This window comes from Mesorhizobium jarvisii, from assembly GCF_003601985.1.
GTDB classification, from domain to species: Bacteria; Pseudomonadota; Alphaproteobacteria; order Rhizobiales; family Rhizobiaceae; genus Mesorhizobium; species Mesorhizobium jarvisii.
On the sequence record NZ_QZXA01000003.1, the window covers coordinates 575,563 to 600,232 of the forward strand.

Annotated in this window: 22 protein-coding genes; 8 read left to right on the forward strand and 14 right to left on the reverse strand. The window is 63.8% G+C overall.

Annotated features, from left to right (window positions below; translation table 11 throughout):
* Positions 1-162 precede the first annotated feature (162 nt).
* Both D3242_RS10480 and D3242_RS10485 read left to right on the forward strand, forming a co-directional pair.
* Positions 163-1,239, forward strand: a complete 1,077-nt coding sequence (locus tag D3242_RS10480) for an extracellular solute-binding protein (protein WP_064981070.1) — start codon at positions 163-165, stop codon at positions 1,237-1,239.
* Complete coding sequence (locus D3242_RS10485) at positions 1,236-2,546, forward strand: flavin monoamine oxidase family protein (protein WP_064981069.1); 1,311 nt, start codon at positions 1,236-1,238, stop codon at positions 2,544-2,546. Before D3242_RS10480 ends, D3242_RS10485 begins: the two co-directional genes overlap by 4 nt.
* On the opposite strand, the gene D3242_RS10490 is transcribed toward D3242_RS10485, so the two are convergent.
* The 3 genes from D3242_RS10490 to D3242_RS10500 form a co-directional block, all read right to left on the reverse strand.
* A complete protein-coding gene (locus D3242_RS10490) occupies positions 2,510-3,583 on the reverse strand; it encodes an ABC transporter ATP-binding protein (protein ID WP_019861565.1) in 1,074 nt (357 codons plus the stop codon). The genes D3242_RS10485 and D3242_RS10490 overlap by 37 nt on opposite strands.
* Before the next feature lie 67 nt (positions 3,584-3,650).
* A complete protein-coding gene (locus D3242_RS10495; protein WP_038650069.1) occupies positions 3,651-4,472 on the reverse strand; it encodes an ABC transporter permease in 822 nt (273 codons plus the stop codon).
* Entirely contained in the window at positions 4,469-5,386 is a 918-nt protein-coding gene (locus tag D3242_RS10500) for an ABC transporter permease (RefSeq protein WP_032931941.1), read from the reverse strand. The genes D3242_RS10495 and D3242_RS10500 overlap by 4 nt, the downstream gene beginning before the upstream one ends.
* A gap of 350 nt (positions 5,387-5,736) precedes the next feature.
* On the opposite strand from D3242_RS10500, the gene D3242_RS10505 reads away from it, so the two are divergent.
* Positions 5,737-7,155 carry an aminotransferase gene (locus tag D3242_RS10505; protein ID WP_064981067.1) on the forward strand — a complete coding sequence of 473 codons (1,419 nt, stop codon included), beginning with the start codon at positions 5,737-5,739 and terminating at the stop codon, positions 7,153-7,155.
* 37 nt (positions 7,156-7,192) lie between these two features.
* On the opposite strand, the gene D3242_RS10510 is transcribed toward D3242_RS10505, so the two are convergent.
* Positions 7,193-8,395, reverse strand: coding sequence for an aromatic ring-hydroxylating oxygenase subunit alpha (locus D3242_RS10510; RefSeq protein ID WP_038650064.1), 1,203 nt, complete (start codon positions 8,393-8,395; stop codon positions 7,193-7,195).
* A gap of 494 nt (positions 8,396-8,889) precedes the next feature.
* Here D3242_RS10510 and D3242_RS10515 point away from each other — a divergent pair, with 494 nt between their 5' ends.
* On the forward strand, positions 8,890-9,300 hold the full coding sequence (locus D3242_RS10515; protein WP_019861559.1) for a hypothetical protein: 411 nt from the start codon (positions 8,890-8,892) through the stop codon (positions 9,298-9,300).
* Between the two features lie 118 nt (positions 9,301-9,418).
* Here the strand turns inward: D3242_RS10515 and D3242_RS10520 are convergent, their stop codons facing one another.
* Both D3242_RS10520 and D3242_RS10525 read right to left on the reverse strand, forming a co-directional pair.
* Positions 9,419-11,506, reverse strand: a complete 2,088-nt coding sequence (locus D3242_RS10520) for an ATP-binding protein (protein ID WP_020629058.1) — start codon at positions 11,504-11,506, stop codon at positions 9,419-9,421.
* 92 nt (positions 11,507-11,598) lie between these two features.
* The gene (locus D3242_RS10525) at positions 11,599-12,372 is read right to left on the reverse strand and encodes a response regulator (protein WP_171880411.1); all 774 of its coding nucleotides are present in this window, start codon (positions 12,370-12,372) and stop codon (positions 11,599-11,601) included.
* A 45-nt stretch (positions 12,373-12,417) separates the two neighbouring features.
* Between D3242_RS10525 and D3242_RS10530 the strand changes: the two genes are divergently transcribed.
* Positions 12,418-13,119 carry a response regulator transcription factor gene (locus D3242_RS10530; protein WP_019861556.1) on the forward strand — a complete coding sequence of 234 codons (702 nt, stop codon included), beginning with the start codon at positions 12,418-12,420 and terminating at the stop codon, positions 13,117-13,119.
* Between the two features lie 67 nt (positions 13,120-13,186).
* Here the strand turns inward: D3242_RS10530 and D3242_RS10535 are convergent, their stop codons facing one another.
* Positions 13,187-13,354, reverse strand: a complete 168-nt coding sequence (locus D3242_RS10535; protein ID WP_019861555.1) for a hypothetical protein — start codon at positions 13,352-13,354, stop codon at positions 13,187-13,189.
* 201 nt (positions 13,355-13,555) lie between these two features.
* Between D3242_RS10535 and D3242_RS33470 the strand changes: the two genes are divergently transcribed.
* Both D3242_RS33470 and D3242_RS10545 read left to right on the forward strand, forming a co-directional pair.
* Complete coding sequence (locus D3242_RS33470; RefSeq protein WP_027047464.1) at positions 13,556-13,864, forward strand: hypothetical protein; 309 nt, start codon at positions 13,556-13,558, stop codon at positions 13,862-13,864.
* A 220-nt stretch (positions 13,865-14,084) separates the two neighbouring features.
* The gene (locus D3242_RS10545; RefSeq protein ID WP_038650058.1) at positions 14,085-14,540 is read left to right on the forward strand and encodes a L,D-transpeptidase; all 456 of its coding nucleotides are present in this window, start codon (positions 14,085-14,087) and stop codon (positions 14,538-14,540) included.
* 129 nt (positions 14,541-14,669) lie between these two features.
* Here the strand turns inward: D3242_RS10545 and D3242_RS10550 are convergent, their stop codons facing one another.
* On the reverse strand, positions 14,670-17,753 hold the full coding sequence (locus D3242_RS10550) for an efflux RND transporter permease subunit (RefSeq protein WP_019861552.1): 3,084 nt from the start codon (positions 17,751-17,753) through the stop codon (positions 14,670-14,672).
* Complete coding sequence (locus D3242_RS10555; protein ID WP_064981065.1) at positions 17,750-19,117, reverse strand: efflux RND transporter periplasmic adaptor subunit; 1,368 nt, start codon at positions 19,115-19,117, stop codon at positions 17,750-17,752. Before D3242_RS10555 ends, D3242_RS10550 begins: the two co-directional genes overlap by 4 nt.
* A 145-nt stretch (positions 19,118-19,262) precedes the next feature.
* Here D3242_RS10555 and D3242_RS10560 point away from each other — a divergent pair, with 145 nt between their 5' ends.
* Entirely contained in the window at positions 19,263-19,826 is a 564-nt protein-coding gene (locus tag D3242_RS10560; protein WP_038650055.1) for a TetR/AcrR family transcriptional regulator, read from the forward strand.
* A gap of 46 nt (positions 19,827-19,872) precedes the next feature.
* On the opposite strand, the gene D3242_RS10565 is transcribed toward D3242_RS10560, so the two are convergent.
* From D3242_RS10565 to D3242_RS10585, 5 genes are read right to left on the reverse strand one after another with little or no spacing between them, the layout of a single operon-like run.
* Positions 19,873-20,946 carry an ABC transporter ATP-binding protein gene (locus D3242_RS10565; protein ID WP_064981063.1) on the reverse strand — a complete coding sequence of 358 codons (1,074 nt, stop codon included), beginning with the start codon at positions 20,944-20,946 and terminating at the stop codon, positions 19,873-19,875.
* Positions 20,933-21,871: a PfkB family carbohydrate kinase gene (locus D3242_RS10570; RefSeq protein WP_064981061.1), complete on the reverse strand. Its 939-nt coding sequence runs from the start codon at positions 21,869-21,871 to the stop codon at positions 20,933-20,935. Before D3242_RS10570 ends, D3242_RS10565 begins: the two co-directional genes overlap by 14 nt.
* Positions 21,871-22,893 (reverse strand): SIS domain-containing protein, encoded by a 1,023-nt coding sequence (locus D3242_RS10575; protein ID WP_081295886.1) that lies wholly within the window; start codon positions 22,891-22,893, stop codon positions 21,871-21,873. The genes D3242_RS10570 and D3242_RS10575 overlap by 1 nt, the downstream gene beginning before the upstream one ends.
* Positions 22,890-23,735 carry a carbohydrate ABC transporter permease gene (locus D3242_RS10580; RefSeq protein ID WP_064981058.1) on the reverse strand — a complete coding sequence of 282 codons (846 nt, stop codon included), beginning with the start codon at positions 23,733-23,735 and terminating at the stop codon, positions 22,890-22,892. Before D3242_RS10580 ends, D3242_RS10575 begins: the two co-directional genes overlap by 4 nt.
* The gene (locus tag D3242_RS10585) at positions 23,735-24,619 is read right to left on the reverse strand and encodes a carbohydrate ABC transporter permease (protein ID WP_019861543.1); all 885 of its coding nucleotides are present in this window, start codon (positions 24,617-24,619) and stop codon (positions 23,735-23,737) included. Before D3242_RS10585 ends, D3242_RS10580 begins: the two co-directional genes overlap by 1 nt.
* Positions 24,620-24,670 lie beyond the last annotated feature (51 nt).

A 24,670-nucleotide genomic window follows, 5' to 3' on the forward strand; every position in this document is an offset into this window, starting at 1 on the left:
GCAGGAATAGCACCGAGGCTGCCGTCAGCCCCTTTCTCCCCGTCACTGTACGGGGAGAGATGTCCGGCAGGACAATGAGGGGCGGCGCTGACGTTGGCAGGCTCGCCAAATCTCACGAATTCTCTTAACCTCGCGCGAAATCTTCAACGGGGGAATTTCGCCATGACGCCAATGCTACGCCGCCTGGCGCTTGCCGCCGCCTGCGCGATCGGCGCCGGCGCGGCCTATGCCTGGGCGGAAGGCGGCGGCGATCTCGTGGTGTTCGACTGGTCCGGTTACGAGGACCCGCTGCTGCATCCCGCCTATACCGCCAAACACGGCGCCGAGCCGACCTTCGCCTTCTTCGGCGACGAGGACGAAGCCTTCGAGAAGATGCGGGCGGGCTTCAAGACCGATATCGCGCATCCTTGTTCGCAAAGCGTGGCGAAGTGGCGCGACGCGGGCCTGCTGCAGCCGCTCGACACGTCAAAGATCACGGGCTGGAAAGACCTCAATCCCGGCATCATGGCGATGAAGAACCTCGCCACCACGCCCGACGGCAAGGCCTGGTTCATGCCGTTCGACTGGGGCAACACGGCACTGCTCTACCGCACCGACAATGTAACGGCCGATGAGGCGCAGTCGCTGCGGATCCTGGCCGATCCGAAATTCAAGGGTCGCGTCACCATCGGCGACAATGTCGACGATGCCTACGCGCTGGCGAGCCTGGTCATCGGCCTGAAAGACTGGACCAAGATGACCGACGCGCAGTTCAAGGAGGCGTCCGATTTCCTGCGCCAGGTGCACAAGAACGTGCGTCTCTACTGGACCGACTCGAGCGATATCGACCAGGCTTTTTCCGGCAATGAGGTCGACCTTGCCTGGGGTTGGGGCCAGACACTGATCGCGATGAGCGGGCAAGGTGTTCCCATCGCCATGAACCGTGACACCAAGGAAGGCATGTCCACCTGGGTGTGCGGCTACGTGCTGATGAAGGACGCGCCGGGCAAGCTTGACCAGGCCTATGATTTCCTGAACGCGGTCAATGCGCCCGACATTTCGAAATACATGGTCACGACATTCGGCTACGGCCATGGCAACAGCGCCGGCATGGCTGCGATCGACCACAAGGTGCTGGCCGAGCGCGGTTTCGACGATATCGGCAAGTTCCTCGACAAGACCCTGTTCCAGCAGCCGATCGCGCCCGAACTGAAGAAGCGCATGGTCGACGAATTCGAGAAGATCAAGGCCGGCTATTGACGGACGAACTGGAAAGAACCGACGTCGTCATCGTCGGTGCCGGCTTCACCGGCCTGTCGGCGGCGCTTGAGCTGAAGCAGGCTGGCATCGATTTCGTGCTGATCGAGGCGCGCGATCGTGTCGGCGGACGGGTGGAGGCCGTTCGGAATGGACTTGGCGAGCGCATCGACAGCGGCGGCCAATTCCTGTGCGAGGACATGCCGGAAGTGATGGCGCTGGCGAAGGCGCGCGACAAGACATTCGTCGAAACCTATGTCGAGGGCGACTTCACCACACATCCGTCGATGCAGCCCAAGGACGCCAAGCAGACCTATTACGGCGCGATGGCGATCCGCGAGCGCATGAACGGCATCGAGCCGGACGACCCGTCGATTGCCGGCATGAGTGTCGCGGGCTGGCTGGAACAACAGCATGATCCCATCGATGCCAAGACGGCTTTCCGCTCGATGATCGAAGGCCTGTGGTGCCTGCCAATGGACAAGGTGCCGCTCTGGCACCTGATCGACAATGACCGGCGCATCACCAACGAGGTGCCCGAGCTGCAGTATTCCCTGCGCGAGACCATGCAATCGCTGGCCGAGGATCTGGCTGGCGACCTCGGCGACCGGGTGCGGCTTGGCGAACCGGTCACGCGTGTCGAGCACGGGTCGCAAGGCGTTCGTGTCGTCACGGGCAATGGCGTGATCCAAGCGCGTCAGGTGCTGGTCGCCCTGCCGCCGGCGACGGCCGCGAAGCTCGTTTTCGCGCCGGCCCTGCCGGCGACACTCGCGAAGGCGCTTGGCGTCTGGGAGAGCGGCGCGGTGATCAAGATCCTGGTGCGCTATCCCAAGCCATTCTGGCGCGAGCAGGGTTTGAGCGGCATGGTGATGTGGCGCGATCTGCCGGGGCTGTTTGCCTGCGACGCCAGCAGGGACGCGGAGCATGCCGCGCTCGTCGTCTTCGTCGGCGGGCCGCTGGCGCTCGCCTGGCGTGCGCTGGACGAGGCGGCGCTGCGGGTGGAAGTGGTCACCCGATTGCAGAAGGCCCTCGGGCCGGATGCCGGCGATGCCGTCGATTTCAGCTCACGCGACTGGATAGGGGATCGCTGGAGCGGCGGCGCCTATAGCGACCTCATCGTCGACGTGACGGCGAGGGATGCCGAGCGAACGATTCTTTCGGGCGCGCCGCCGGTGCATTTCGCCGCTTCGGAACTGTCGCCGTCATTCCCCGGCTATGTCGAGGGCGCGATCGTCGCCGGGCGTATCGCGGCGCGCAAGATCTTGGCGCAGCTTCAATCCCCCATCGCCACCAGCGCCTCGGGATCGTAGGCAAGGCGGATCGGGGTGCCGACGGGAATGTCGTCGGCGCCGAAATCGTTGGTCTCGGTCACCGACAGCGGCTTTTCCAGCCCCGGTATCTCGACGATCAGATGGGTGATTTCGCCGAAATAGTGGCGTTCGACCACCTTGCCGGCAACCTCGAATTTAGCCGTCGCATTGTCCCACAGCACGCGCAGACGCTCGGGGCGGATTCCCAGCGTGGCCGCGCCGCCATTGCGCACGAAGGCCTTCGGCTTGTCGGTTTTCACTCGGCCGAATCCCAGAGTGTCGACGATCAGCGAAGCGCCGTTCTCCTCGACGATCTCGGCCTTGACGAAGTTCATGCCGCCGAGGAAGTCGGCGACCTGGCGGTTGACCGGGCGCTGGTAGATCTCCTTGGGCGAGGCGACCTGCGCGATCCTACCGCCGAACATCACCGCGATGCGGTCGGACATTGCGAGCGCCTCATACTGGTCATGGGTGACCAGCACGAAGGTGATGCCGACGGCCTGCTGCAGGCGGCGCAACTCGACCTGCATCTGCTCGCGCAATTTCTTGTCGAGCGCCGACAGCGGTTCGTCGAGCAGCAGCACCTTGGGCCGCATGACCAGCGCGCGGGCGAGCGCCACACGCTGGCGCTGGCCGCCGGACAGTTCTGTCGCCAGCCGCTTGCCGAGCCCGGTCAGAGAGACCTGCGCCAGCGCCTCCTCGACGCGGCGTTTCTCCTCGCCACCCTGCAGCTTCAGCCGCTTCAGCCCATAGGCGACGTTCTGCTCGACATTGAGGTGCGGGAAGATCGCGTAGCTCTGGAACACCATGTTGGTCGGCCGGCGGTTGGCAGGGATGCCTTCCATCGGCTGGCCGCCGACCGCGATCGATCCGCTGGTTGGGTTGTCGAAGCCGGCGATCATGCGCAAAAGCGTGGTCTTGCCGCAGCCGGACGGGCCGAGCAGCGAAAAGAATTCGCCCTCCCTTATGGTCAGGGACGCGTCGTCCAGCGCCTTGAACGATCCATAGCTGCGGGTGACGTTGCGGATCTCGATCATGGCTCGGTCAGATTGGGCTCGGTCAGACTGGGCCCGATCGGATTGAGGGCGCTCGATCTGCGGCTGTTCAGGCATAGAGGCCTCCCTCGTTCCGGGTGCGTCTGGCCGCGCGGCGGCGCAGGATTTCGGCTATTGTCATCAACAGGAAGGAGGCAACCAGAAGCAGCGTGCCCAGCGCCAGCACGCCGGGCAGTTTGGAGGCGAAGCGCAACTGGCCCCAGATGTAGATCGGCAGCGTCGCTTCGGTGCCGGTCAGGAAGAAGGCTATGATGAACTCGTCGAGCGAGATGGTGAAGCAGACGAGCAGGCTGGAGATGATGGCCGGCGCCACCATCGGCAGCGTCACGCGGCGGAAGGTGCCGAAGGCGCTTTCGCCGAGATCGGCGGAGGCTTCCTCCAGGCTGCGGTCGAAACCTTCGAATCCGGAGGTCAGCACCGTCATCGAATAGGGAATGCAGACCAGCACATGGCCGAGCACGACGGTGAACAGGGAGAGGCTGAGGCCTAGTTGCAGCATGACCAGCAGCATCGAGATGGCGACGATCACCTCGGGCAGCACCAGAGGCGCCATGATCAGGCCGTTGATGGCGCGGCGCCCGGGATAGCGGTAGCGGGTGATCGAACGGGCGGCGAGGATGCCGAGCACGGTGGCCAGAACCGAGGCGCAGACGCCGACTTTCAGGCTGTTCCAGGCGGCATCGAGCAGGGCCGGTGTGTGCGGCAGGTCCGCATACCATTGCAGCGTGAAGCCGGTGAGCGGGAATTTCGGCGTCGGCGCCGTGTTGATCGAGAAGATCGGCAGGAAGATGACGGGCAGGTAAAGGAAGACGATATAGAGGAACGCATAGACGGACAGCCAGCCGCCTGACAGGAAGCCCCGCGCCCTCATCGTGCCAGCCTCTGCAGTGCGCGGATGATCAGCACCGTGGCGCCGGCCATCAGGGTGACGATCAGCATGGTGGTGACGGAAAGGGCGGCCCCAAGCGGCCAGTTGGCGGCCTTGCCGAACTGCGCCTGGATGGCGTTGGCGATCATGACGCCGTCCTTGCCGCCGACCAGCTTCGGCGTGACATAGTCGCCGACGGTCGGGATCATGACGATCAGCGCCGCCGAGATGACGCCCGGCGCCGACAGCGGCAATGTCACGCGCAGGAATGAACGCAAGGGACCATCGCCGAGATCGGTGGCTGCCTCGACCAGCGTGCGGTCGACTTTTTCCAGCGAGACGAAGATCGGCAGGATGGCGAAGGCCGCCCAGGCGTGGGTGAGGGTGATGATGACGGCGCTCGAATTGTAGAGTAGCGCCGTCGACGGCTCGTCGATGATGCCGAGGCCCATCAGGCCGGAATTCAAGACGCCATTGTAGCCGAGGATGACCTTCCACGACATCACGCGCAAGAGATAGCTGGTCCAGAACGGAATGGTGATGAGGAACAGCCACAGGCTCTTGTGGCGGCCGCCATGGAAGGAAATGAAATAGGCGATCGGGTAGGCGAGGATGACGGTGAACAGGCTGACCGTCAGCGAGATGTAGAGCGAGCGCCACAACAGATCGCGGTAGATCGGCTCGGTCAGCGCCACGCGGTAGTTTTCCAGCGTGAAGGTGCGGTCGATGGTCAGGTAGTGCTGCGTCCAGAAGGAGTGGGCGATGACCACCAGGATCGGCAGGACCAACAGGATGAGGGCGTAGAGAAAGGTCGGGCTGATCAGGGCAAAGCCCTGGACGGGTTCGGATTGCAGAAGGGCATTTCGTCTGGCCCGCGTCATGCGCAACGGGGGCGACCCTTCCACAGCCGCCGTCATTGCCAGACTCCGGGCGGCCAGACTCCGGGGAGCAGGGCTCCGGGCGTGATCTCGGTTGCTGGCCTGGACTGTTCCGCCATGCGGCATCCCATTGTGCTGACGCCGGCTGTTTGTTCCCACTTATCCTTGGAACGCGATCGAAAACAAAACCGGTGACCACTTTTGCTGGTCGCGTTCCTAGCTTGCCGGCTTTCTTTCATCATGCGCGCATCCGTGGATTGAAATCAAGCGCTATTTCTGAGATATTGATTGAACGGACATTCAAAATTAGGTGAAGAAAGCCGCCATTTCCGGCCTTTGCCGCCGAGTTTGAAGCTCAAGAAAAAATCGACAGAGATGTGGAGACGACAATGGCTGCAGTGAGGGACCTGAAGGCGACCGAAATGGCGGCGTCCGGTGGCGACGATGCCATTGAACTGGGCAAGCGCCATCTCATCCAGCCCTGGCCTTATGCCGGTTCCGTCGGTGCGGAAGCCCGCGCGCTGATCGGCGAGGGCGACGGCATCTACATCACCGACAGCACCGGCAAGCGGCTGATCGACGGGCCTGCCGGCATGTGGTGCGTCAATGTCGGCCACCGCCGCGAGGAACTGGCCAGGGTGATGTACGAGCAGGCGATGGCGCTGTCCTACAACACGCCCTGGTACACGATGAACGCGCCGTCGGCCGAACTTGCCATGCGCATCGCTGGCCATGCGCCTGATGATCTAAGCCATGTCTTCTACACGACCGGCGGCTCGTCGGCCGTGGAGACGGCGCTGCGCTTCATGCAGTTCTACAACAATGTGCGGGGCCAGCCGGAAAAGAAGCTGATCCTGTCGCGCGGCGGCGCCTATCATGGCTCGACCTATCTGTCGGCCTCGCTCAATGGCCGCCCGCGCGACCGCGACTGGATGGACGGCGCCGACGAGCTGGTGATCAAACTGTCCTCGCCCGATCCGTTCCGCCGCCCGCAAGGCATGAGCCTTGCCGCCTTCACCGACTTCCTCGTCGATCAGTTCCGCGACACTGTCGCCCGTGTCGGCGCCGACAAGATCGGCGCGTTTGTCGGCGAGCCCGTGCAGGCATCGGGGGGTGTCGTGATCCCGCCGGACGGCTATCTCAAGCGCATCCGCGAGATCTGCCGCGACAACGATATCCTCTATGTCTCCGACGAGGTGGTGACGGGCTTCGGCCGGCTTGGCCATGTCTTCGCCTCGGGCGACGTGTTCGGCATCGATCCCGACATGATCACCTTCGCCAAGGGCGTCACCTCGGGCTATTTCCCGCTCGGCGGCGTCATCATCTCGGAACGGCTGCTGCAGGAGTTGCGCCGTTCGAACCATCCCGACGCGATGTTCGGCCATGGCCTGACCTATACCAGCCACCCCGTCGGCTGTGCCGTGGCGTTGAAAAACCTCGACCTGCTGGAAGAGAGCGTGCTTTCGCACACGCGCGCCGTCGCGCCCTATTTCCAGGCGCAGCTGAAGACGCTGGAAGAGCTGCCGCTGGTCGGCGAGGTGCGCGGCGCCGGACTGATGGGCTGCGTCGAATGCGTCGCCGACCGCGAAAGCAAGGACCCGCTGCAGCTCGACAAGGATGTCGGCAAACGCATCGACGCCCACTGCCATGAGCTCGGCCTGCTGGTGCGGCCGCTGATCAACATGTGCGTAATGTCGCCGCCGCTGATCATCACGCGCGAACAGATCGACGACATGGTCGGCATCTTGCGCGAGGGCATTTCGCGGACCATGGATGATCTGAGGAAAGAAGGCGTGTGGCGGGGGTAAAATTATCCCTTCTCCCCGTTCCACGGGGAGAAGGGAGCTACGACCGCGACCTCAGCGCGTCGTTCAAATTCCACATGTCCTTCTCCTCCGGCGCCGTCTCCAAGCCCAGCACCGGCAGCATCTTGCGCAGATGATCGTGGTGCGTGCGCACGCCATATTCGAGGTCGGAGAGATAAAAGCCCTCGAAGGCTTCGGACAGCATGGATTCGTTCGACCACACCGACAGCTGGACATCCTCCGACATGGTGTCGCGGTCGATGCGGAAGGAGAGGTAGCGGGCGGCGGCCTGCTCGCGGCTTTCGTCGCGGTAGCGGTAGATGGCGCCGCGCAGCAGGGTCTCGCCCGTCGACAGCGGAAACTCCTGATAGAACTGCACGGATTCCGGCATCACCGAAATGACCGCGTTGGGGAAGATGCCGTAATAGACCCAGGCCTTCTTCAGATAGTCCGGCAGATGCGCCGGCTCCGGCGCGATCTTGACGTAGTTCTTGACGCTCCAGCGGCGGCCGGCATGCGGATTGTAGGTGGCGAAGGAGCGCGACACGCCATTGATGAAGGGCTCGTCGAAATAGGTCGCGCCATAAAGATCCTGCAGGGCAGGGTGGGCCATGGCGACGTGATAGCCCTCATTGTCGACATCGCGCACCGACTTCCAGTTGACCGGCGTCTTCTGGGTCCAGATGCCCCAGGACGGCACCATGCCGGCGGCCTTGTAATGCGCGAATTCGGGCTCGATCGGCTTCATCAGCTCAGCGACCGAAGGCTGCGGTCCGCCATTGCGGAAGCGGATGAAGATAAAACCCATCCAGACTTCGAGGTCGAGCTGCATCAGGCCGAACTCGGTCTTGTCGAGATCGGGGAAGGAGCGCGGGCGCGCGGCGCCGCGTAGCGTGCCGTCGAGATTGTAGACCCAGCCATGGAATGGGCACACCAGCGCGTTCTTGCAATTGCCCTGGCTGTCGGCGACAACACGGCTGCCGCGGTGGCGACACATATTGTTGAAGCCGCGCACGACGCCGTCCTTGCCGCGCACGATCAAGGCGCGTTCGCCGACCACATCCATGGTCAGATAGTCGCCGGCGTTCGGGATGTCGCAGACATGGCCGACGATCTGCCAATGATTGCGGAAAACATGCTCCTTCTCGAGCTCGAGAAGGGCATCGGAATGGTAACTCCAGCCCGGTAGTCCCCGCCGGTCCCAATCGTTGGGGATCGCCACGTCACGGAGGTGCGGGTTCATAAAACGTCTCTTCTTTTTGTTGAATAATCATTCAATAAAATCATATTTTGCATTGAAATGCAATGGTTTGCGAAAACCCGAAATATTTCTTGCCAAAGTCCAGGCGTCGTCCTCCGCTGAATTCGATGCGGCTGCTGCGCGAGAAAATCGCGGAGAATCCGGGTGTTAGCCCCGGTTTCCGAAATGCCATTTCAGCGTGACTTCGCAAAGCGCACGGGCTGCAGAACAGGTCGCCTTGCCGGTGGCAAAAACGTTCGCCGCGCTCTGGCCCATCGCTGTGCGGCAGGCGCCTGGGTTGGGACTGCCTGGCGGGAGCCGACCTGGGATTACCTTGCTCGCTAAGTGTGAGGCGGAATGACCGATTTTGCCCGGTTTTGCCCGAAACTGCTGTTTCAATTCCGTTACATTGCCAGAGCTACGCCAATTTTGTGCTGTTACAAAGTGCGGTTAAGTTCGTTTCATCATCAAAAAGAAACGCAGCGAAGGGGAAGGCAATGCATGCGAAAATCGAGATCGTCACCAGCGAACACCGCCTCCAGGCTCCAGAACGCGTTGATCGCCGCCCGAAACTGGCGCTACGCCAATGCGCCAGCGACCACCCCATGGCCATGTTCATGGGGCTGGCTGCTTGCGCCGTCATCGGCATGGCGCTCACGCCGACGGTCGGGCCGGCCTTCGCCTCGCTGAATCCGCCGGCCAATGTGGTCGACGGGGCGCCGACGACAATCAAGACCGCTCGGCTGCCGATGCCGACGCTCGACTTCGCCTGCAAGGGGCAGGCATGGGGTGCCGAGAGCGTCGATTGCCTGCGCGCCATCGCCGAACAGTCCGGGACGCACAAGGCCCGCGCGATCCGCATGATCGCCAATGCCGCGCCGCTGACCAACACGCCAAACATTTTCTGATTTCCGTCGAAGCGTGATCCCGGAACCGTTCCCTTTCGGGATCCTGCTCTGACCTCCCCGAGCGCTCCTCCAGCGCTCCATTCAGCTCCCGCCGCACAGTCGGCCGGGAGCTTCTTTTTTAGCCTTTCAACGCGGCCTGCTCGGCGATGGATGAAAGCACGCTGCGCACGTCCAGCGTGCTGAACGGCTTTTCCAGGATCTGCGGCCGCTGCTGCGCCGGCAAGGCTTCGATTTCCGCCTTGGCGCCGATCAGATCGCCGGTGACCAGCACGAAACGCCGTGCCAGTTCGGGCCGCTCGGCAAGCAGTTCGCGGTAGATGGCCATGCCAGATGTGCCGGGCATGCGCAGGTCCGAAAAGACGATGTCGGGCGGCATGTGGCCGCTCAAGGTGGCGGCACCCGATTCCCAGACCGGCGCGATGCGCGACTTGATGCCCATCAATTCGAGAATGTCGGACAAGGAGCCCGCGACATCAGGCTCGTCGTCGATGATCAAGGCATGACGCAGGCCGCTTGAGCGTGGCTGGCTCTCGCCGGCTGCGGCGATGCCCGCCGAAATGGCCGGCAACTGGACAACGAAACGCGCGCCTCGAGGCTGCACTTCCTCGAACCAGACACTGCCATTGTGCCGCTCGATGATCGATTTCGAGATCGACAAGCCGATGCCGGTGCCAACACCGACCGGCTTGGTGGTGAAGTAGGATTCGAAGATGCGGTTGCGGATCGCTTCGGGAATGCCGGGCCCGTTGTCCTCGACCGAGAAGCAGGGATTGTCGCGATCGCTGCGGAAGGTGCGGACCTTGATCAGCCGGTCGCCGGCAATGCCGGCCAGTGCGTGCTGGCTGTTGATGAGGAAATTGGCCGCCACTTGCGTCACGTGGTCGGCGTCCGCCATGGCCAGCAGCGGACCAGGCGCGAAATCGGTGTCGATGATGATGCCGCTCGAGCGTGCGCCATAGGCGGTCACCTCGAGAGCGGCGCGGATCACCTGGTTGAGATCGGTCTCGGCCTGGGCCGCGGGATGCAGCCGGACCATCGACAGGAAGCTCTTGACGATGCGGCCGCAGCGCTCGGCGGCGGCACGCACCTTCTCGGCACGAACCTTGGTCTGCGGGTCGGAGGCGAATTCGTGCAACAGCGTCGATTGCGCGACCACCACCGCCAGTGGATTGTTGAGCTCGTGCGAAACACCGGCAAGCAGCGAGCCCATCGCCGCCATCTTCTCGTTCTGGTGCAGCTTCTCGCGCTGCCGGTTGATCTCTTCCTCGGCACGCAGCCTGTCGCGCAGGTCGCGGATCGAGCCGAAGATCAGGCGGCGGTCGGCGACGCGCATCTCGGTCGCCGTCAGCTCGATAGGAAACACCTCGCCGGCGGCATTCTGCGTCACGGTCTCGAGCCGCTGGCCGACCATCGGCGCGCCGCGGCCCGACATGTAGTCGGCACCCGAGGAATAGCCCTTGCGGTAGTATTCCGGCACGACGGTGTCGAGCAGGTCCTTGCCGAGGATGTCGCTGCGCTGGAAGCCGAACATCTTTTCGGCGGCAGGATTGAATTCGATGATCGAGCCCGCCTCGTCGATGACGATGATGGCGTCGAGCGAAGCCTGCAGCATGGTGCGGCGGATCACTTCGCTGGCATGGGCGTCGGAGGGCGAGTGCTCGATGGCGTCGCCGATGGCGAGCGCGATGATGTGCAGCGTCGCCTCCTCCTCGTCGGTCCACTCGCGCTCGTCGACGCAGTCATTGACGGCGAGCGTGCCCCACAGATGGCCATGGGCGAAGACCGACACCGACAGGAACGACTTGATGTTCTGCTTTTCGAAATCGGTTCTCAGGAACCCTTCGAGATTGCGCGTGTGCCCGGCAAAGATCTTGCCCTGCCGTTCGTCCTCGGCGACGCGCTCCAGCAGGGGGTCCGAATTGACGATCGACTGCATGATCACGGTCGGCGAGGCCAGTTCTCCGCCAAAGTCGGGGTCGATCCAGTAGGCGGCAACCGACTGGGCAAAACCCTGGCCCGGCAGTTCGCGCAAGCGGAACAGGATGCCGCGCTGGCATTCGATGGCCCGGCAAAGGGTTTCCAGTATGCCGTCCATCTCGCGCTGCCAGTCGCCGGCCTCGCGCAGCCGGCGAACGACGCGCACGGCCGCCATCGCAGCGCCCTGCCTGAAACCCTGCATATCCCTGCTTGTTGCTTCGCCCGTCATTTTCAGCCGTTGTTCTAAAGTATGCCAATCCGATCGGCCCAATTCGATCGGCGAGCAACGGCTGTGAACCTGAGACCCTGTGGGCCTGGCGCTCAGTTGCTGTCGCCGGTCGGCAGCGAGAAGATATAGCCTTCGCCGCGCACCGTGCGCAGAAATTTCGGGTTGGCCGGATCCGCCTCGATCTTCTTGCGCAGGCGCATGATGCGAATGTCGACGGCGCGCGATGATTCCGGATCCTCGGTGAAGCCGATTGCCTCCGAGATCGCGGCGCGGGTCAGCAGCCGGTTGGCGCGGGTCAGGAAAACCTCCAGCACATCGAATTCGCTCTTGGCCATGTCGATCACTGTGCCATTGGCGCCGGTGACCAGCCTGCCGTCAAGATCGGCCTGGAACGGGCCGAAGGCGACGGAACGGCGGTCCGTCCTGGTCTTCCTGTCGAGCAGTTCCGTCGGCTGCGGAACGCGGCGCAGCACGCTGCGCACCCTCGCCAGCACTTCGCGCAGTTCGTATGGCTTGACGATATAGTCGTCGGCGCCGAGCTCCAGCCCGACGATGCGGTCGAGCGCCGTGCCGGCGGCGGTGGCGTAGATGATGCCGATCGGCATTCTCGAGCGCAGCCAGCGGCCGAGCGACAGCCCATCCTCGCCGGGCATGGCGATGTCGAGAATGGCCAGATGAAAGGCTTGGGTCTCGATCAGGCTGCGCGCGGCGGCTGCGGTTTCAGCGGTCGCCACATCATAGCCGGCGGCGCCGAGATACTCGGCAACCGCGTCCCTCAGGTCGGGCTCGTCCTCGACGATCACTATTCTTGCCCGCACGATGCTCTCGCTCCCACTTTCAGTGGAAAGTAGATTGGGTATAAACATCATGTCCAGCACTCATATCCGGTTGCAAGGGAACGGTTGAAAAACATGGCTGCACGAGCGGTTATTGCGCTTGTTTCCGTCGCCGACGTGGTCGCGACCGAACTTGCCGACCATCTCGACCGGCGTGGCCATGATGTGCGGCAGGCGCGACAGCCCTGGGAGGCGGAATCGCTGCTGGCGGGCGGAGGCATCGATGTCGTTGTCGTCGGTGACAGTCTCAGCCAGGCGGAAGGGCGGGATCTGCTCAGGCGTTATGGCGGCCAAGGCGAGGGCGGCCGGGACGGACCCGATTTCATCCTTATCTGCCGGCCGTCCGATCTCGTCGACAAGGTGCTGGCGCTCGAACTGGGTGCGGCCGACGTCGTCGAAAGCCCGCTTAATGTCAGGGAGCTTGCAGCCAGGGTCGGCGGCCTGCTGTCGCGTCGTGGCAGGGGCACGCAGGAACTGATCGTGCTGGAGAACGCGACCGTCGATCTGAGATCGGCCATCGTCATGCACCGGTCCGGTACGGAGGAACAGCTTTCGCCCGGCCAGGTGGCGCTGCTCAGGCTGTTCCTGGCGAGCCCCCGCAAGGTGCTGACGCGTGACGACATCATCGCCGCGGCACCGGCCGAGAATGCCGACGCCTTCGATCGTTCGATCGATTCGCGCATCGTGCGGCTGCGCCGCAAGCTCGACACAGAGACCATCACCACCATACGTGGCGCGGGCTACCGGTTCGATCCGCCGCAGCAATTCACCGACTGAGGGCAGCGTACGCGGGCTATCTTTCTGGCTGAGCATCGGATTTTCCTCCTGCCGATGCTCCCGCGGTTCAGCGCACCACCAGCAGCGACGGACCCGATGGCATGTCGCTGCTCACGACGAGTCCGTTTGCGTGGGCCCGCTCCTTGAGGAGCACGGTGGCCAGGGCGGCAAAGCCAAGCAGGCCCTGCGCATAGAGCAGTGCGGAAAGCACAGAGGCGGCGAATTTCGTCTTCATCGTTCCAACTCCCCAGAAATGCCAATTCTTCAAAAATGAGTATGTCGCGGGTCGCTTCAGGAAACTCCCGAAGTGCCCGCGCCGCTCACGGAGCCCCCCGCTGCGGCGCGGGCCTTCGGTCCTCGCGGCAGCAAGTTGCCGGAGGGGCCGCGCAATGCCAGCAACCGAAGGCCAACCCGCCAGAGGGCCTTGAGTCGGGTGATGCGCAGGCTGGAAACAATCCAGACCGAGGCGGAAAACAGGGCGACGTGCAGGGTAGAAATCTCGCTCGAACTCATCGCCGCCAGCCTTGCCTCGGAGCCGCCGGCAACCGTGCCGACACCGCCTATGACTGCTGCTGCGATGCTGATCCTGAAGAGCCAGGATCGCGTGTTCGTTTTCGTTCCCATGGTCGTTGCCGTCTGCTTTCGTTACGTCAACCTTGCGGTCAGCCCGTATCCGGATCATGCCGCCCGAAGCCGCGCTTTGTTGCCGATTGGTTTCGAGATTGCCCATCGATCTTTCATATAGAGGCAATTCGAACTTTCGTTTTGCGGGGAATACCTATGTGCTGCACATCGCCGCCGTCGTCGGGATGCGATCGTCGTCGCTATGGCCGCTTGGCCTGTTAACCAGAGGAAACAGATTCGAAACACAAACGAGCATTTCGCGAAATCTCGCCGAAACATGCCGCAACGATAACCCGCTCATCGAATTGGAGCCGGCCTGACCGGCAGAGAGAGGGGACATCATGCACACCACCATTTCCGCCAAGCTCATCAACATCACCGCCGCCGCGCTCACGGGTGCAGCACTTCTGTTCGGCGCCAACGCAGCCCATGCCGCCAACAAGATCGTAGCGCGGGTCTCGCTTTCGCAGCAGATCATGGAGGTCTCGGTCGATGGCCGGCCGACTTTCGCCTGGAAGGTTTCCACCGGTGACCGGACGCATGTGACGCCGACCGGCTCGTTCAAGCCGACGCGCATGCATGAGATGTGGTACTCGAAGAAGTACGACAACGCGCCTATGCCGCATTCGGTGTTCTTCAGCGGCGGCTACGCGGTGCATGCCACCTATGCCATCAAGCGCCTCGGCCAGCCGGCCTCGCATGGCTGCGTGCGGCTGCACCCGGACAATGCGGCCGATTTCTATCAGCTGGTCGAGACCTTCGGGCCGGCCAACACCAGCATCGTCATCGTCAAGTAGCAGGCTGTGGGCAGGCCGGCGGACTGCCGCGCCTGTTCAGGACTCCTGCCCGACCATTCCGGCGGTATTGAGCGCAGCCAAAAAAAGAGGCCGGATTTTTCCGGCCTCTTTTTTGTTCTTCGGCTTCTATCAGTCCGGCAATGCTGGCATCAGCCTCGGATCCGGCTTTTCAGCAAGATGCGGCAGGTCCTTGCTGGCGATGAAGGTGTAGAACATCGGCACGACGAAGAGCGTGAACATGGTGCCGACCAGGATGCCGGTGAAGATGACCAGGCCCATCGAATAGCGGGCAGCAGCACCGGCGCCGCTCGACGTGATCAGCGGTACGACGCCTAGCGCCATAGCCGCCGTCGTCATCAGGATCGGCCGCAGGCGCACTTTGGCCGAGGCGATGATGGCGTCGCGCCGCCGCAGGCCATGCGCCTCGCGCTGCTGGTTGGCGAATTCGACCAGCAGGATGCCGTGCTTGGTGATCAGGCCGATCAGCGTAATCAGACCCACCTGCGTGTAGATGTTGAGCGTGCCGAGACCGAGATTGAGCGGCACGATCGCGCCGAAGATCGACAGCGGCACCGCCATCATGATGATGAGCGGATCGCGGAAGCTTTCAAACTGCGCCGCCAGCACCAGGTAGATGACGATGACGGCTGCTGCGAAAGCGATCAGGATGGTGTTGCCCTGTTCCTTCTCCTGCCGGGACTGGCCGGAATAGTCGATGAAGAAGGTGTCGGGCAGGCTCTCCCTGGCAATGTCCTCGAGGACCTTCAAACCGTCGCCCGTGGTGACGCCGGGCAGGGGCAGCGCCGAGATAGTCGACGAATTCAGCTGGTTGAACTGTTCGATCGCCGCCGGCGAGGCATTGTTGGAGATATTCACCACCGCCGACAGCGGCACCATCTCGCCCGTTGCGCTGCGCACGAAATATTCGCCGAGCTTTTCGGGGTTGTCGCGGAATTGCTGCGGCACCTGGGGGATGATGTCATAGCTGTTGGAGTCGCGGTCGAACTGCGCCACTTCGGCACCGCCGACCAGCAGCGTCAGCGTCCGGCCGATATCGGCGATCGGCAGGTTCAGCGCGGCGGCTCGGTCGCGGTCGATGGTGACCGTCACCTGCGGCGAATCGTAAGACATCGAGTTCTGCACGACGATGAAACGGCCGGAGGCCTGTGCCTTGTTCTTGATCTGCTCAGCGGCCTTGTACACTTCCGCGGAATCGCCGGTCGAGCGCACGACCAGGGCGATCGGCAGGCCGCCACCGGAGCCCGGCAGCGTCGGCGGTGCGAAGACGAAGGCCTGCACGCCCGCCACCTTCGCGATACGAGCCGTGATGTCGGCCTGCAGTTCCTTCGAATTGCGCTTGCGCTCCGCCCAATCCTTGAAGGCAAAGCCGACAAAGGCGCTGTTTGTCGTGCCACCGAAGGCGACCGCCGAGAACTGCGCCCGCGTTTCGGGAATATCCCTCACCAGTCCGAGCATCTGGTTCACATAGGTTTCGGTGTAATCCGATGTCGCATAGGTCGGCGCGGTCACGAGCGAGAGCAGGAAGCCCTGATCCTCTTCGGGCGCCAGCTCGCTCGAGGTCTTGGTGAACATGAAGCCGGTCACGCCGACGAGCGCGAGCACGATGATCAACGTCAAAGGACGATAGTTCAGCGAACCGGTGACGGCACGCTCATAGACGTGCTCGACCCGCGCGAAAATGCCGTCGACAATGCGCTGGAAACGGCCCGGCGTGCCGGCCTTCAAGAGACGCGCCGACATCATCGGGGTGATGGTGACGGCGATGACGCCCGACAGCACCACCGAGCCGGCGAGCGTCACCGCGAACTCGCGGAACAGCGCGCCGGTCAGGCCGCCGGTGAAGGCCAGCGGCGCGAACACGGCGGCCAGCGTCATGGTCATGGCGACGATGGCCGAGGCGATCTCGCGCATGCCGCTGAACGCCGCCTGCATCGGCGTCATGTGGTCTTCTTCCATGTGGCGGTGGATGTTCTCCACCACCACGATGGCATCGTCGACGACAAGACCGATCGCCAGCACCATGGCCAGCAGCGACAGAAGGTTGATCGAATAGCCGACCGCAAACAACAGGAAGCAGACGCCGATCAGCGACAACGGAATGGTGATGATCGGCATCATCACCGAACGGAACGAGCCGAGGAACAGAAGGATGACCACGACGACGATGGCAACAGCCTCGCCGATGGTCTTGAACACCTCCTCGATCGAGGCGCTGATCTGCCCGGTCGCGTCGTAGACGACCTCGATCGTCATGCCTTTCGGCAGCGTTTCCTGGATCTGCGGCACAAGCTTGGTGAGCGCTGCCGCGGTGGTCAGCGGGTTGGCTGCAGGGGTTGGGAAGATGGCGAGGAAGGTGCCGGGCTTGCCGTTGAACGAGACCCTGGTGTCGGTATTTTCAGCGCCGAGTTCGACGCGGGCCACGTCGCGCAGCCGCACCACATTGCCGTCGGTCGAGCGCAGGGGCAGTTCGGCGAAGGCTTCCGGCGTCTGCAGCGTCGAGCGCACGGTGATCGACGAAACGACATATTCGTTCTGGGTGTTGCCGGGCGCCGACAGGAAGTTGGAATTGTTGATCGCCGTCAGCACTTCCGCCGCCGTTACACCGCGTGCGGCAAGCCGGACAGGGTCGATCCAGACGCGCATCGAATATTGCTGGGCGCCGAAGATCTGGACGTCGGCGACACCTTCGACCGTCGACATGCGGGGCCGGATGACGCGCTCGATATACTCCGTCAGCTGCTCCTTCGTCATGTTCGGATTCTGCATCGAGATGTACATCATCGCGAACTGCTGGCCGGTGCCCTTGACGATGACAGGGTCCTTGGAAGCGTCCGGCAAGGTGCCGCGCACGCCCTGGACCTTGGACAGCACTTCGGTCAGCGCCACGTCGGGGTTGGAGCCGAGCTTCATCTGCACCGTCACGGTGCTGGAGGACGGACGGCTGGACGAAGTGACGTAGTCGATGTTCTCGGTCGAGGCGACGGCGCGCGCGATCGGGGCGGAAATGAAGCCCTGGATCAGGTCGGCGCTGGCGCCCGGATAGGCCGTCGTAATCGTGATCGCGGTTTCGTCCACCTTCGGATACTGGCGGATCGACAGGTTGAAGATGCCCTGGAAACCCAGGAGCAGGATCATGCAGGCAAGGACCGTCGACAGGACGGGCCGGCGAATGAAGAGATCGGAAAAGCTCATTGCTGGTCGGCCTGCTTGTTCGCCGATTTGGTCGGGTCGATGGTGTTGTCGACATTGACGGACATGCCGTTGAAGAGGCGGTTCTGACCTGCCGTGACGACCTCGTCGCCGGCCTTCAGCCCTTCGACGATCTCGACCATGCCCTGATTGCGGCGGCCGGGCTTGACGAAGACCTGAGACAGCACCAGCGCGGGCTTGTCGCCCTCCGCCGCCGGCTTGGCCGGGTCGGCAGCCGGTTTGGCGGCGTCGGGAGCGGCTTTGTCAGCCGGCTTTGCAGCGTCGGCGGCAGGCTTCATGGCATCAGCCGCCGGCTTCATGGCATCGGCAGCCGGTTTCATCGTGTCCGCCGGCTTGGCATCCGCCGACTTGTCGGTGGCCGCCGCGGCCGGCTTTTCTTCCGGCTTGGCGGGCTGCGCCGGGGCGGAGCCGGCGGGCTTGGCCGGCTGCACCACGAAGATATAGTCGCCATAGAGGCTGGTGGTCAGTGCCGTCTGCGGCAGCGACAGCACGTTCTGCTCCTCGGGCAGTTCGACACGCACCTGAACGAACTGGCCAGGGGTCAGCTTGCCGTCGGGATTGGCGACTTCCGCCCGGATGTTCACCAGCCGGCTGGACGGGTCGATCTTGGGGTCGATGCCGCGGATTTCGCCGGCAAACGGCATGTCCCCGCCGCTCAAGCCCAGCCGAACCGTCTGGCCGATCTTGAGCAGCGGGAGCTGCTGTTCGGGTACAGAGAAATCGACCCGCATCGTGTCGAGATCCTGCAGTGTCACCACGGCGGTGCCGGGCGCCATATACTGGCCGATATCGATCTTCGGAATACCGACCGTGCCGCCGAAAGGCGCCGTCAGCTGCTTCTGGTCGAGCACGGCCTGCAGCTTGGTGACCTGGGACGCCGAAGCCGAAGCCGCCGCACGTGCGGTGTCCAGCGTCGAGTCGGAGCCGACGCCACGCCTGGTCAGTTCGATGGCGCGGGTCAGCGATACCTGATCGAGGGCGGCCTGCGCCTTCTGCGCGTCGAGATCGGCGCGCTCGACGGCATCGTCGAGCTGCAGCAGCACCGCATTGGCCGCCACCTTCTGGTTGGCATGGAAAAGGATGTCCTTGACGATGCCGGTGGTCTCGACCGTTAGGTCGACGCCGCGCACGGCTCGCACCGTACCGATCGCCTCGACGCCCGGCGTCCAGCTCGACGGCTTGGCGATGGTCGTCGACACTGTCGCAGCCGGCGGCTTCATCGTGGCGAAATACTGCTTGATGCCGTTGTCGCGCAGGAAGTTGAAGCCGACGATGCCGCCGACCACAACGACCAGCACGGCCAGAACGAGAATGATGACGAAGAAACGGAGTATGCGCTTGAACAAGGAAGTCCCCTCAGTCGAAATCCGGCGCGAAGCGCGGACATCGGGACACATATCGACTGCGGGTCCCGATTTCAAATAGTGGCGGCTTTACTGTACCGTCTGGACGGTCTTGTCAATTGGGCCTAAGCTTGCGAAGGGAGGCGCCATGAGAGCCCGACGACCGAACTCGCGCGAGAAGATACTCGCGGCGGCGGCTGACGTTGCCCGGGAATCCGGGCCCGGCAGCCTGTCGCTGGATGCCGTCGCCAGCCGCGCTGGCGTGTCGAAGGGTGGGTTGCTCTACAATTTTCCGACCAAGGCCAAATTGATGCAGGGGCTGGTCGAAGGCTATCTGCGCGACTTCGAGCAGGCGCTGGAGACCGCCAACAGCAACGACGATGGCAAAAATCCGCTCGCCGTCTATATCAGGCTGTCGGCCGATGATTGCGAGGAAAAGCGCCCCTCGGCCTCGTGGATCTTTTCGGCGATCGCCGAGGATCCCGATTTCATGACGCCGATAAAGACATTCAAGCGGCAGCTTTTCGAACGGCTGAAGGGCGAAACATCAGACCTCAAATCGCTGCTGGTCTGTTACCTCGCCATCGAGGGGCTGCGCAGCATGAACCTTTTCGATTCCGACGTGCTGTCGAAGGACGAGCGGGAACTGCTGGTGGCGTCCTTGCTGGAAATCGCCGGTTCGCCCGATGCGGCGCAAGCCCCCGCGACGTAATCCTGAAAGCCTTCAGCCGGCAGGCACCGGTTTTTCCGGGTCAGACTCAAAAAGCCTTGCCGGTGTCAGGGTCGAAGAGCCGCAGCGCGTCCTCGCTGAAGGCGAAGCTTGCCGCCTGACCTTTCGCGACGCGGGACGCCGGCGGCAGGCAGGCCGTCAGCCGCTGTGTGCCGATCCGTGCGGTGGTGACCAGTTCGGGACCGGTCAATTCGACGACTTCAATTTCCACCGGCACTGACGGCGCGGCCGCATCCGCCGCGACCCGCAGTGCTTCGGGCCTGATGCCGGCCACAACCCGCGCTCCGTCCTGCACCGCGTCGCGGAAACGGGCGGGCAAGGGCAGGCTCGCCTTGGCGCCATCGATGGCCAGCGTGGTCCCTTGAACCGTCGCCTGCAGCATGTTCATCGACGGTGCGCCGACAAAGCCGGCGACATAGAGCGTTGCCGGCTCGTTGTAGATCTCCTCGGGCGTGCCGAGCTGCTCGATCCTGCCGTCGCGCATCACCGCGATGCGGCTCGCCAGCGTCATTGCCTCGATCTGGTCGTGAGTGACGTAGACGACGGTGGTCTGCAGCATCTGATGCAGGCGCTTCAGCTCGGTGCGCATTTCCAGGCGCAGCTTGGCGTCGAGATTGGACAAGGGTTCGTCGAACAGGAACACCTGCGGCTTGCGCACCAGTGCCCTGCCGATGGCGACGCGCTGGCGCTGGCCGCCGGAAAGCTGGCTCGGCTTGCGGTCGAGCAGGGCTTCGATCTGCAGCAGTCTTGCCGCCTCGGCCACCGCCTTTTCGCGCTCGTCGGCGGCGACGCCGCGCATTTCCAGCCCGAAGCCGATATTACGGCGCACGGTCAGGTTCGGATAGAGCGCGTAGGACTGGAAGACCATGGCGATGTCGCGGTTCTTGGGGTGAACGCCAAGGATCGAGCGGCCGCCGATCAGCACGTCGCCGCTCGTCGCTTCGGCGAGGCCGGCGATGATGTTGAGAAGCGTCGACTTTCCGCAACCCGACGAGCCGAGCAGCACCAGGAATTCGCCGCTCTGCAGAGCGATGTCGATGCCTTTCAGCGTTTCGACGCTGCCGTAATTCTTGCGGACGTTGCGGATTTCAAGCGCGCTCATGCGTGGCTTTCCTTGGATGCATCGGTTCGCCGTAGTTACGGGGCAAGGTTGATATGGCGCGCGACGCCACCTGCGTCGCGGCTGCAAGCGAGGCGGTCAGTGTCTGGTCCTGCGCCAGTGCGGCCAGGAAGGCCGCATTGAAAACATCGCCGGCGCCGATGGTGTCGATGACCTTGACGTCAGGCGCGTTCGCCGTGACCAGCGCTCCGCCCGGGCCGATGGCGATCGCCCCTTCGGGGCCGCGCTTGACGACGGCGGTCGCGCCCTTCTTCATGCTGGACTGGATTTGCCGCGCGGCCTCGACCGGATCGGGCAGGCCGGCCAGGGTCACGGTCTCCACCTCGTTAAACAGAGCAAGGTCGCAATGCGCGAGCCATGTGCGGGCCGCCTGGCAGTTCGCTGGGGTCCAGCCCTCCATCGGCCAACCGGTGTCCAGCGCCACCGCTATGTCGTGCCCGTTCGCCCAGTCGAAGAACGCTTCGTAGTCGCGGGTGAGGTCATCGGTGAGGAAGGAGCCGCACAGCAACGCATAGCCGCCGGCGAGGCGCTTGCCGTCGAGCACCGAAAATACGTCGGCAAGGCTGAAGCGGGGCAGGTGGCCGCGCGTGGTGAAAAACGTCCTTTCGCCGTCGGGATGGGTCATGCCGACCGAAAGCGTCGTGCTCTCCGGGCGCACAGGCCATTTGTCGGCGCGCGTGCCGAACGCCTCACGCAGCCAGCGGCCGAACTGGTCGTCGCCGACATTGGCGGCGATCTCGAAATCAATGCCCAACGCCTGCCAGGCGAGCCCGGTGTTGCCGGCCTGTCCACCAACGCGCAGATCGTCGTGATCGACGACGGTTTCCGTGCCTGCCTTCGGCCATGGCGCGACCGGGCCGACAATCAGGTCGACATTGACATTGCCGATCACCGTGAGCGGACGCATCACTCGCTCCTGGTGATCTTGGTCGAGCGCACGGGCGTACCGGCATTGTCGACGCGACTGTCGGCGAAGGCGATCATCAGGCGCTGTGCCACCGGCAGCATGGCGAAGATCGCGGCGAGACCCGAAGCCGGCTTGAACGAGAGCGTGACGGCGCCCGCGACTGGCGATTGCCCGGAAGCGTCGAAGATGATCAGCGGCGCGTCGGCCTCGACCACGGAAAGGGCCATCGCCGTCACCAGTTCCGCTGTCGGATCGTTGCCGCGAAACAGGATGACGCCGATTTTTGGGCCGAGCATCTCCATCGGTCCGTGCCGCAACTGGCCGCCTTCGAGCGAGAAGCAGGGCAGCCGCGACAGTTCGGTGAGGCCGAGCGCCAGCGCCTCGGCGACGCCCTGCAGGCGGCGGCCGGAGGTGACGATGCTCGTTACCTCCTCCAGCGCTGCGAGCGCTTGCGTGATGTCGTTGTCCTGTTTCTGATCCAGTGCGCCAAGAGCGGCACTCGGGTCCTCGCCCAACGCAGCCAGGATGGCCAGATGCAAGGCGAAGGTCACGGTCAGGCTGCGGGTCGCGGCGAAGGCCAGTTCGGTGCCGCCGGCGCCGACCAGGCAAGGCGCGGCGCGGGCGAGAAAGGAGCCGCCTTCGAGCGTCAGGCCGAAAACATCGGCAACGCTTCCGGCTTCCGCAAACCATCTGACGACCTCCGCGCTCTCGCCAGACTGCGAGGTGACGAGCACCGTCTTGCCGTCCAGCGGCACCGGCTGGCCGAGCTGTTCCGAGAGCGGCAGCGCCAGCGCATCGATGCCATGCGCGCGATAGAGCGGCTCGACGGCGCGGCTGACGGCATGCGACCCGCCCATGCCGAGCAGCAGCAGCCGGCCGGTTTTCCTGGTCGAGGCGGCGACGTTTGCCGCCATCGCAGCGTTGTTCTCGAACGAAGCACGCGCATCCGCATGCTGGCGCGCCATTTCGCGGTCGATGGCGACCAGTCCGGCCGGTCGAGATCTCGTTGCAGTCATCGTCATCCTTTCACACCGCCGCTGGTCAGGCCCGAGATCAGCGCCCGCTGCATGACGAGGCCAATCAGCACCGGCGGCAAAGCGGCCAGCACGCCGGCGGTGGCGATCAGCCCGTAGTCGGAAACACGGCCGCCGGCCAAATCGGCGATGGCGACGGTCAAGGTCTTGGCGCGCTGGTCGGAGGTGAACAGCAGCGCATAGAAGAATTCGTCCCAGGCGAGCAGCACGGCAAACAGCGCCGATGTCGCCATCACTGGCGCCGCCAGCGGCAGCGTGATGATGCGCAAGGTCTGGAACAAGCCGGCGCCGTCGATCATCGCCGCCGCCTCGATCTCGCGCGGGATCGAGTCAAAGCCGGATTTCATCAGCCAGGTGGTGAAGGGCGCCAATATGGTCAAATAGACCAGCGCCAGGCCGAAGACATTGTTGAGCAGGCCGAGATGCGACAGGCCCATATAGAGCGGCACGGCGAGCGCCACCGGCGGCAGCATGTAGGTGGCGATGACCATCGACAGCGACCAGCCGATCGCCGGCGTGCGCGAGACCGCCCAGCCGGCGGGGATGGCCAGGGCGAGTGCGGCCAGCGTCGCCATGCCGGCGATCTCCAGGCTGTTGCGCAGCGACGAGGTGAAGGCGGCACCAGCGCTGTTTTCGGCTGTCGACAGCAATGTCTGGTAGCGCGAGAAGTCGGCGGCCTGCGGCCACCAGCGCAGCGGCTTGGCGGCGAGATCGGCGGCCGGCGAAATGCTCATGATGAACAGCCAGGCGATGGGAGCCAGGATGATGGCGGCGAGCAGCAACGCGCAGCCATGGATGAAGATGGTAAAGGCGGGGCTTCTGCGTTCCATCAGGCGGCACTCCCGGCGGTCTTCCTGACCAGCGCCGCATAGGCGACGGCGAGCACGGTGACGAGCAACGTGACGATCAGCGCCAGCGACGCGCCGGAGCCGGCGCGCTGGAAGGAGAAAGCCTCCTGGTAGACAAGGATCGACAGCGTGCGCGTGCTGTTTGCCGGGCCGCCGCGGGTCATCACCCAGATGATGTCGAAGACCTTGAAGGCCTCGATGGTGCGCAACACCAGCGCCACCATAAGCGGGCCGGCGAGATAGGGCAGGATGACGAAGCGGAAGCGGTTGAACGGTCCCGCGCCATCGACAAGCGAGGCGGCGGTGATGTCGCGCGGCACCGCCTGCAAGGCGGCGAGCGCGATCAACGCCACCAGCGGAAAGTTCTTCCAGCAGTCGGCGACGATCAGGGCCACCAGCGCCGTTCCCGGCTCACCCAGCCAGGAGCGGTAGGCGTCGATGAGATTGAGTTGCGTCAAGGCGGCGTTCAGCGCGCCATATTCGGGATTGTAGATCAGCCGCCACAGCGTGGCGTTGACCACGGTCGGCAATGCCCAGGGCAGGATCATCAAGGCGCGCAGGATGGCGCGACCGTGGAACTGCTGATTGAGGAGCAACGCGGCGAGAACGCCGATCACCATTTCGGCGGCAACGGAAATGACGGCGAACAGCGTCGTGGTGACCAGCGTGCGCGAAAAATTCGAGCTCGACAGCATGTTGGTGTAATTGTCGAAGCCGACGTAATTGCCGCCGGTGCCGACCAGCTTGGCGTCGGTGAAGGAAAGACCGACCGTATCGACCAGCGGCCAGCCGATGACGGCGACCATGACCACGAGCAGCGGCAGCATCAGCAACCAGGCACGGGTCGTCATCCAGGTGCTCGACATCGGAGCAACCTCTCCCTAGCGATCTTGGTTTCAGACATAGCACGGGCCGCA

What these genes read in the sequence shown, in the direction of transcription:
- D3242_RS10480 (WP_064981070.1), top strand. Translation starts at nt 163, where the DNA reads ATGACGCCAATGCTACGCCGCCTGGCGCTTGCCGCCGCCTGCGCGATC.
- D3242_RS10490 (WP_019861565.1), bottom strand. Translation starts at nt 3,583, where the DNA reads ATGATCGAGATCCGCAACGTCACCCGCAGCTATGGATCGTTCAAGGCG.
- D3242_RS10495 (WP_038650069.1), bottom strand. Translation starts at nt 4,472, where the DNA reads ATGAGGGCGCGGGGCTTCCTGTCAGGCGGCTGGCTGTCCGTCTATGCG.
- D3242_RS10500 (WP_032931941.1), bottom strand. Translation starts at nt 5,386, where the DNA reads ATGACGGCGGCTGTGGAAGGGTCGCCCCCGTTGCGCATGACGCGGGCC.
- D3242_RS10505 (WP_064981067.1), top strand. Translation starts at nt 5,737, where the DNA reads ATGGCTGCAGTGAGGGACCTGAAGGCGACCGAAATGGCGGCGTCCGGT.
- D3242_RS10510 (WP_038650064.1), bottom strand. Translation starts at nt 8,395, where the DNA reads ATGAACCCGCACCTCCGTGACGTGGCGATCCCCAACGATTGGGACCGG.
- D3242_RS10515 (WP_019861559.1), top strand. Translation starts at nt 8,890, where the DNA reads ATGCATGCGAAAATCGAGATCGTCACCAGCGAACACCGCCTCCAGGCT.
- D3242_RS10520 (WP_020629058.1), bottom strand. Translation starts at nt 11,506, where the DNA reads ATGACGGGCGAAGCAACAAGCAGGGATATGCAGGGTTTCAGGCAGGGC.
- D3242_RS10525 (WP_171880411.1), bottom strand. Translation starts at nt 12,372, where the DNA reads ATGTTTATACCCAATCTACTTTCCACTGAAAGTGGGAGCGAGAGCATC.
- D3242_RS10530 (WP_019861556.1), top strand. Translation starts at nt 12,418, where the DNA reads ATGGCTGCACGAGCGGTTATTGCGCTTGTTTCCGTCGCCGACGTGGTC.
- D3242_RS10535 (WP_019861555.1), bottom strand. Translation starts at nt 13,354, where the DNA reads ATGAAGACGAAATTCGCCGCCTCTGTGCTTTCCGCACTGCTCTATGCG.
- D3242_RS33470 (WP_027047464.1), top strand. Translation starts at nt 13,556, where the DNA reads ATGCGCAGGCTGGAAACAATCCAGACCGAGGCGGAAAACAGGGCGACG.
- D3242_RS10545 (WP_038650058.1), top strand. Translation starts at nt 14,085, where the DNA reads ATGCACACCACCATTTCCGCCAAGCTCATCAACATCACCGCCGCCGCG.
- D3242_RS10550 (WP_019861552.1), bottom strand. Translation starts at nt 17,753, where the DNA reads ATGAGCTTTTCCGATCTCTTCATTCGCCGGCCCGTCCTGTCGACGGTC.
- D3242_RS10560 (WP_038650055.1), top strand. Translation starts at nt 19,263, where the DNA reads ATGAGAGCCCGACGACCGAACTCGCGCGAGAAGATACTCGCGGCGGCG.
- D3242_RS10565 (WP_064981063.1), bottom strand. Translation starts at nt 20,946, where the DNA reads ATGAGCGCGCTTGAAATCCGCAACGTCCGCAAGAATTACGGCAGCGTC.
- D3242_RS10570 (WP_064981061.1), bottom strand. Translation starts at nt 21,871, where the DNA reads ATGCGTCCGCTCACGGTGATCGGCAATGTCAATGTCGACCTGATTGTC.
- D3242_RS10575 (WP_081295886.1), bottom strand. Translation starts at nt 22,893, where the DNA reads ATGACGATGACTGCAACGAGATCTCGACCGGCCGGACTGGTCGCCATC.
- D3242_RS10580 (WP_064981058.1), bottom strand. Translation starts at nt 23,735, where the DNA reads ATGGAACGCAGAAGCCCCGCCTTTACCATCTTCATCCATGGCTGCGCG.
- D3242_RS10585 (WP_019861543.1), bottom strand. Translation starts at nt 24,619, where the DNA reads ATGTCGAGCACCTGGATGACGACCCGTGCCTGGTTGCTGATGCTGCCG.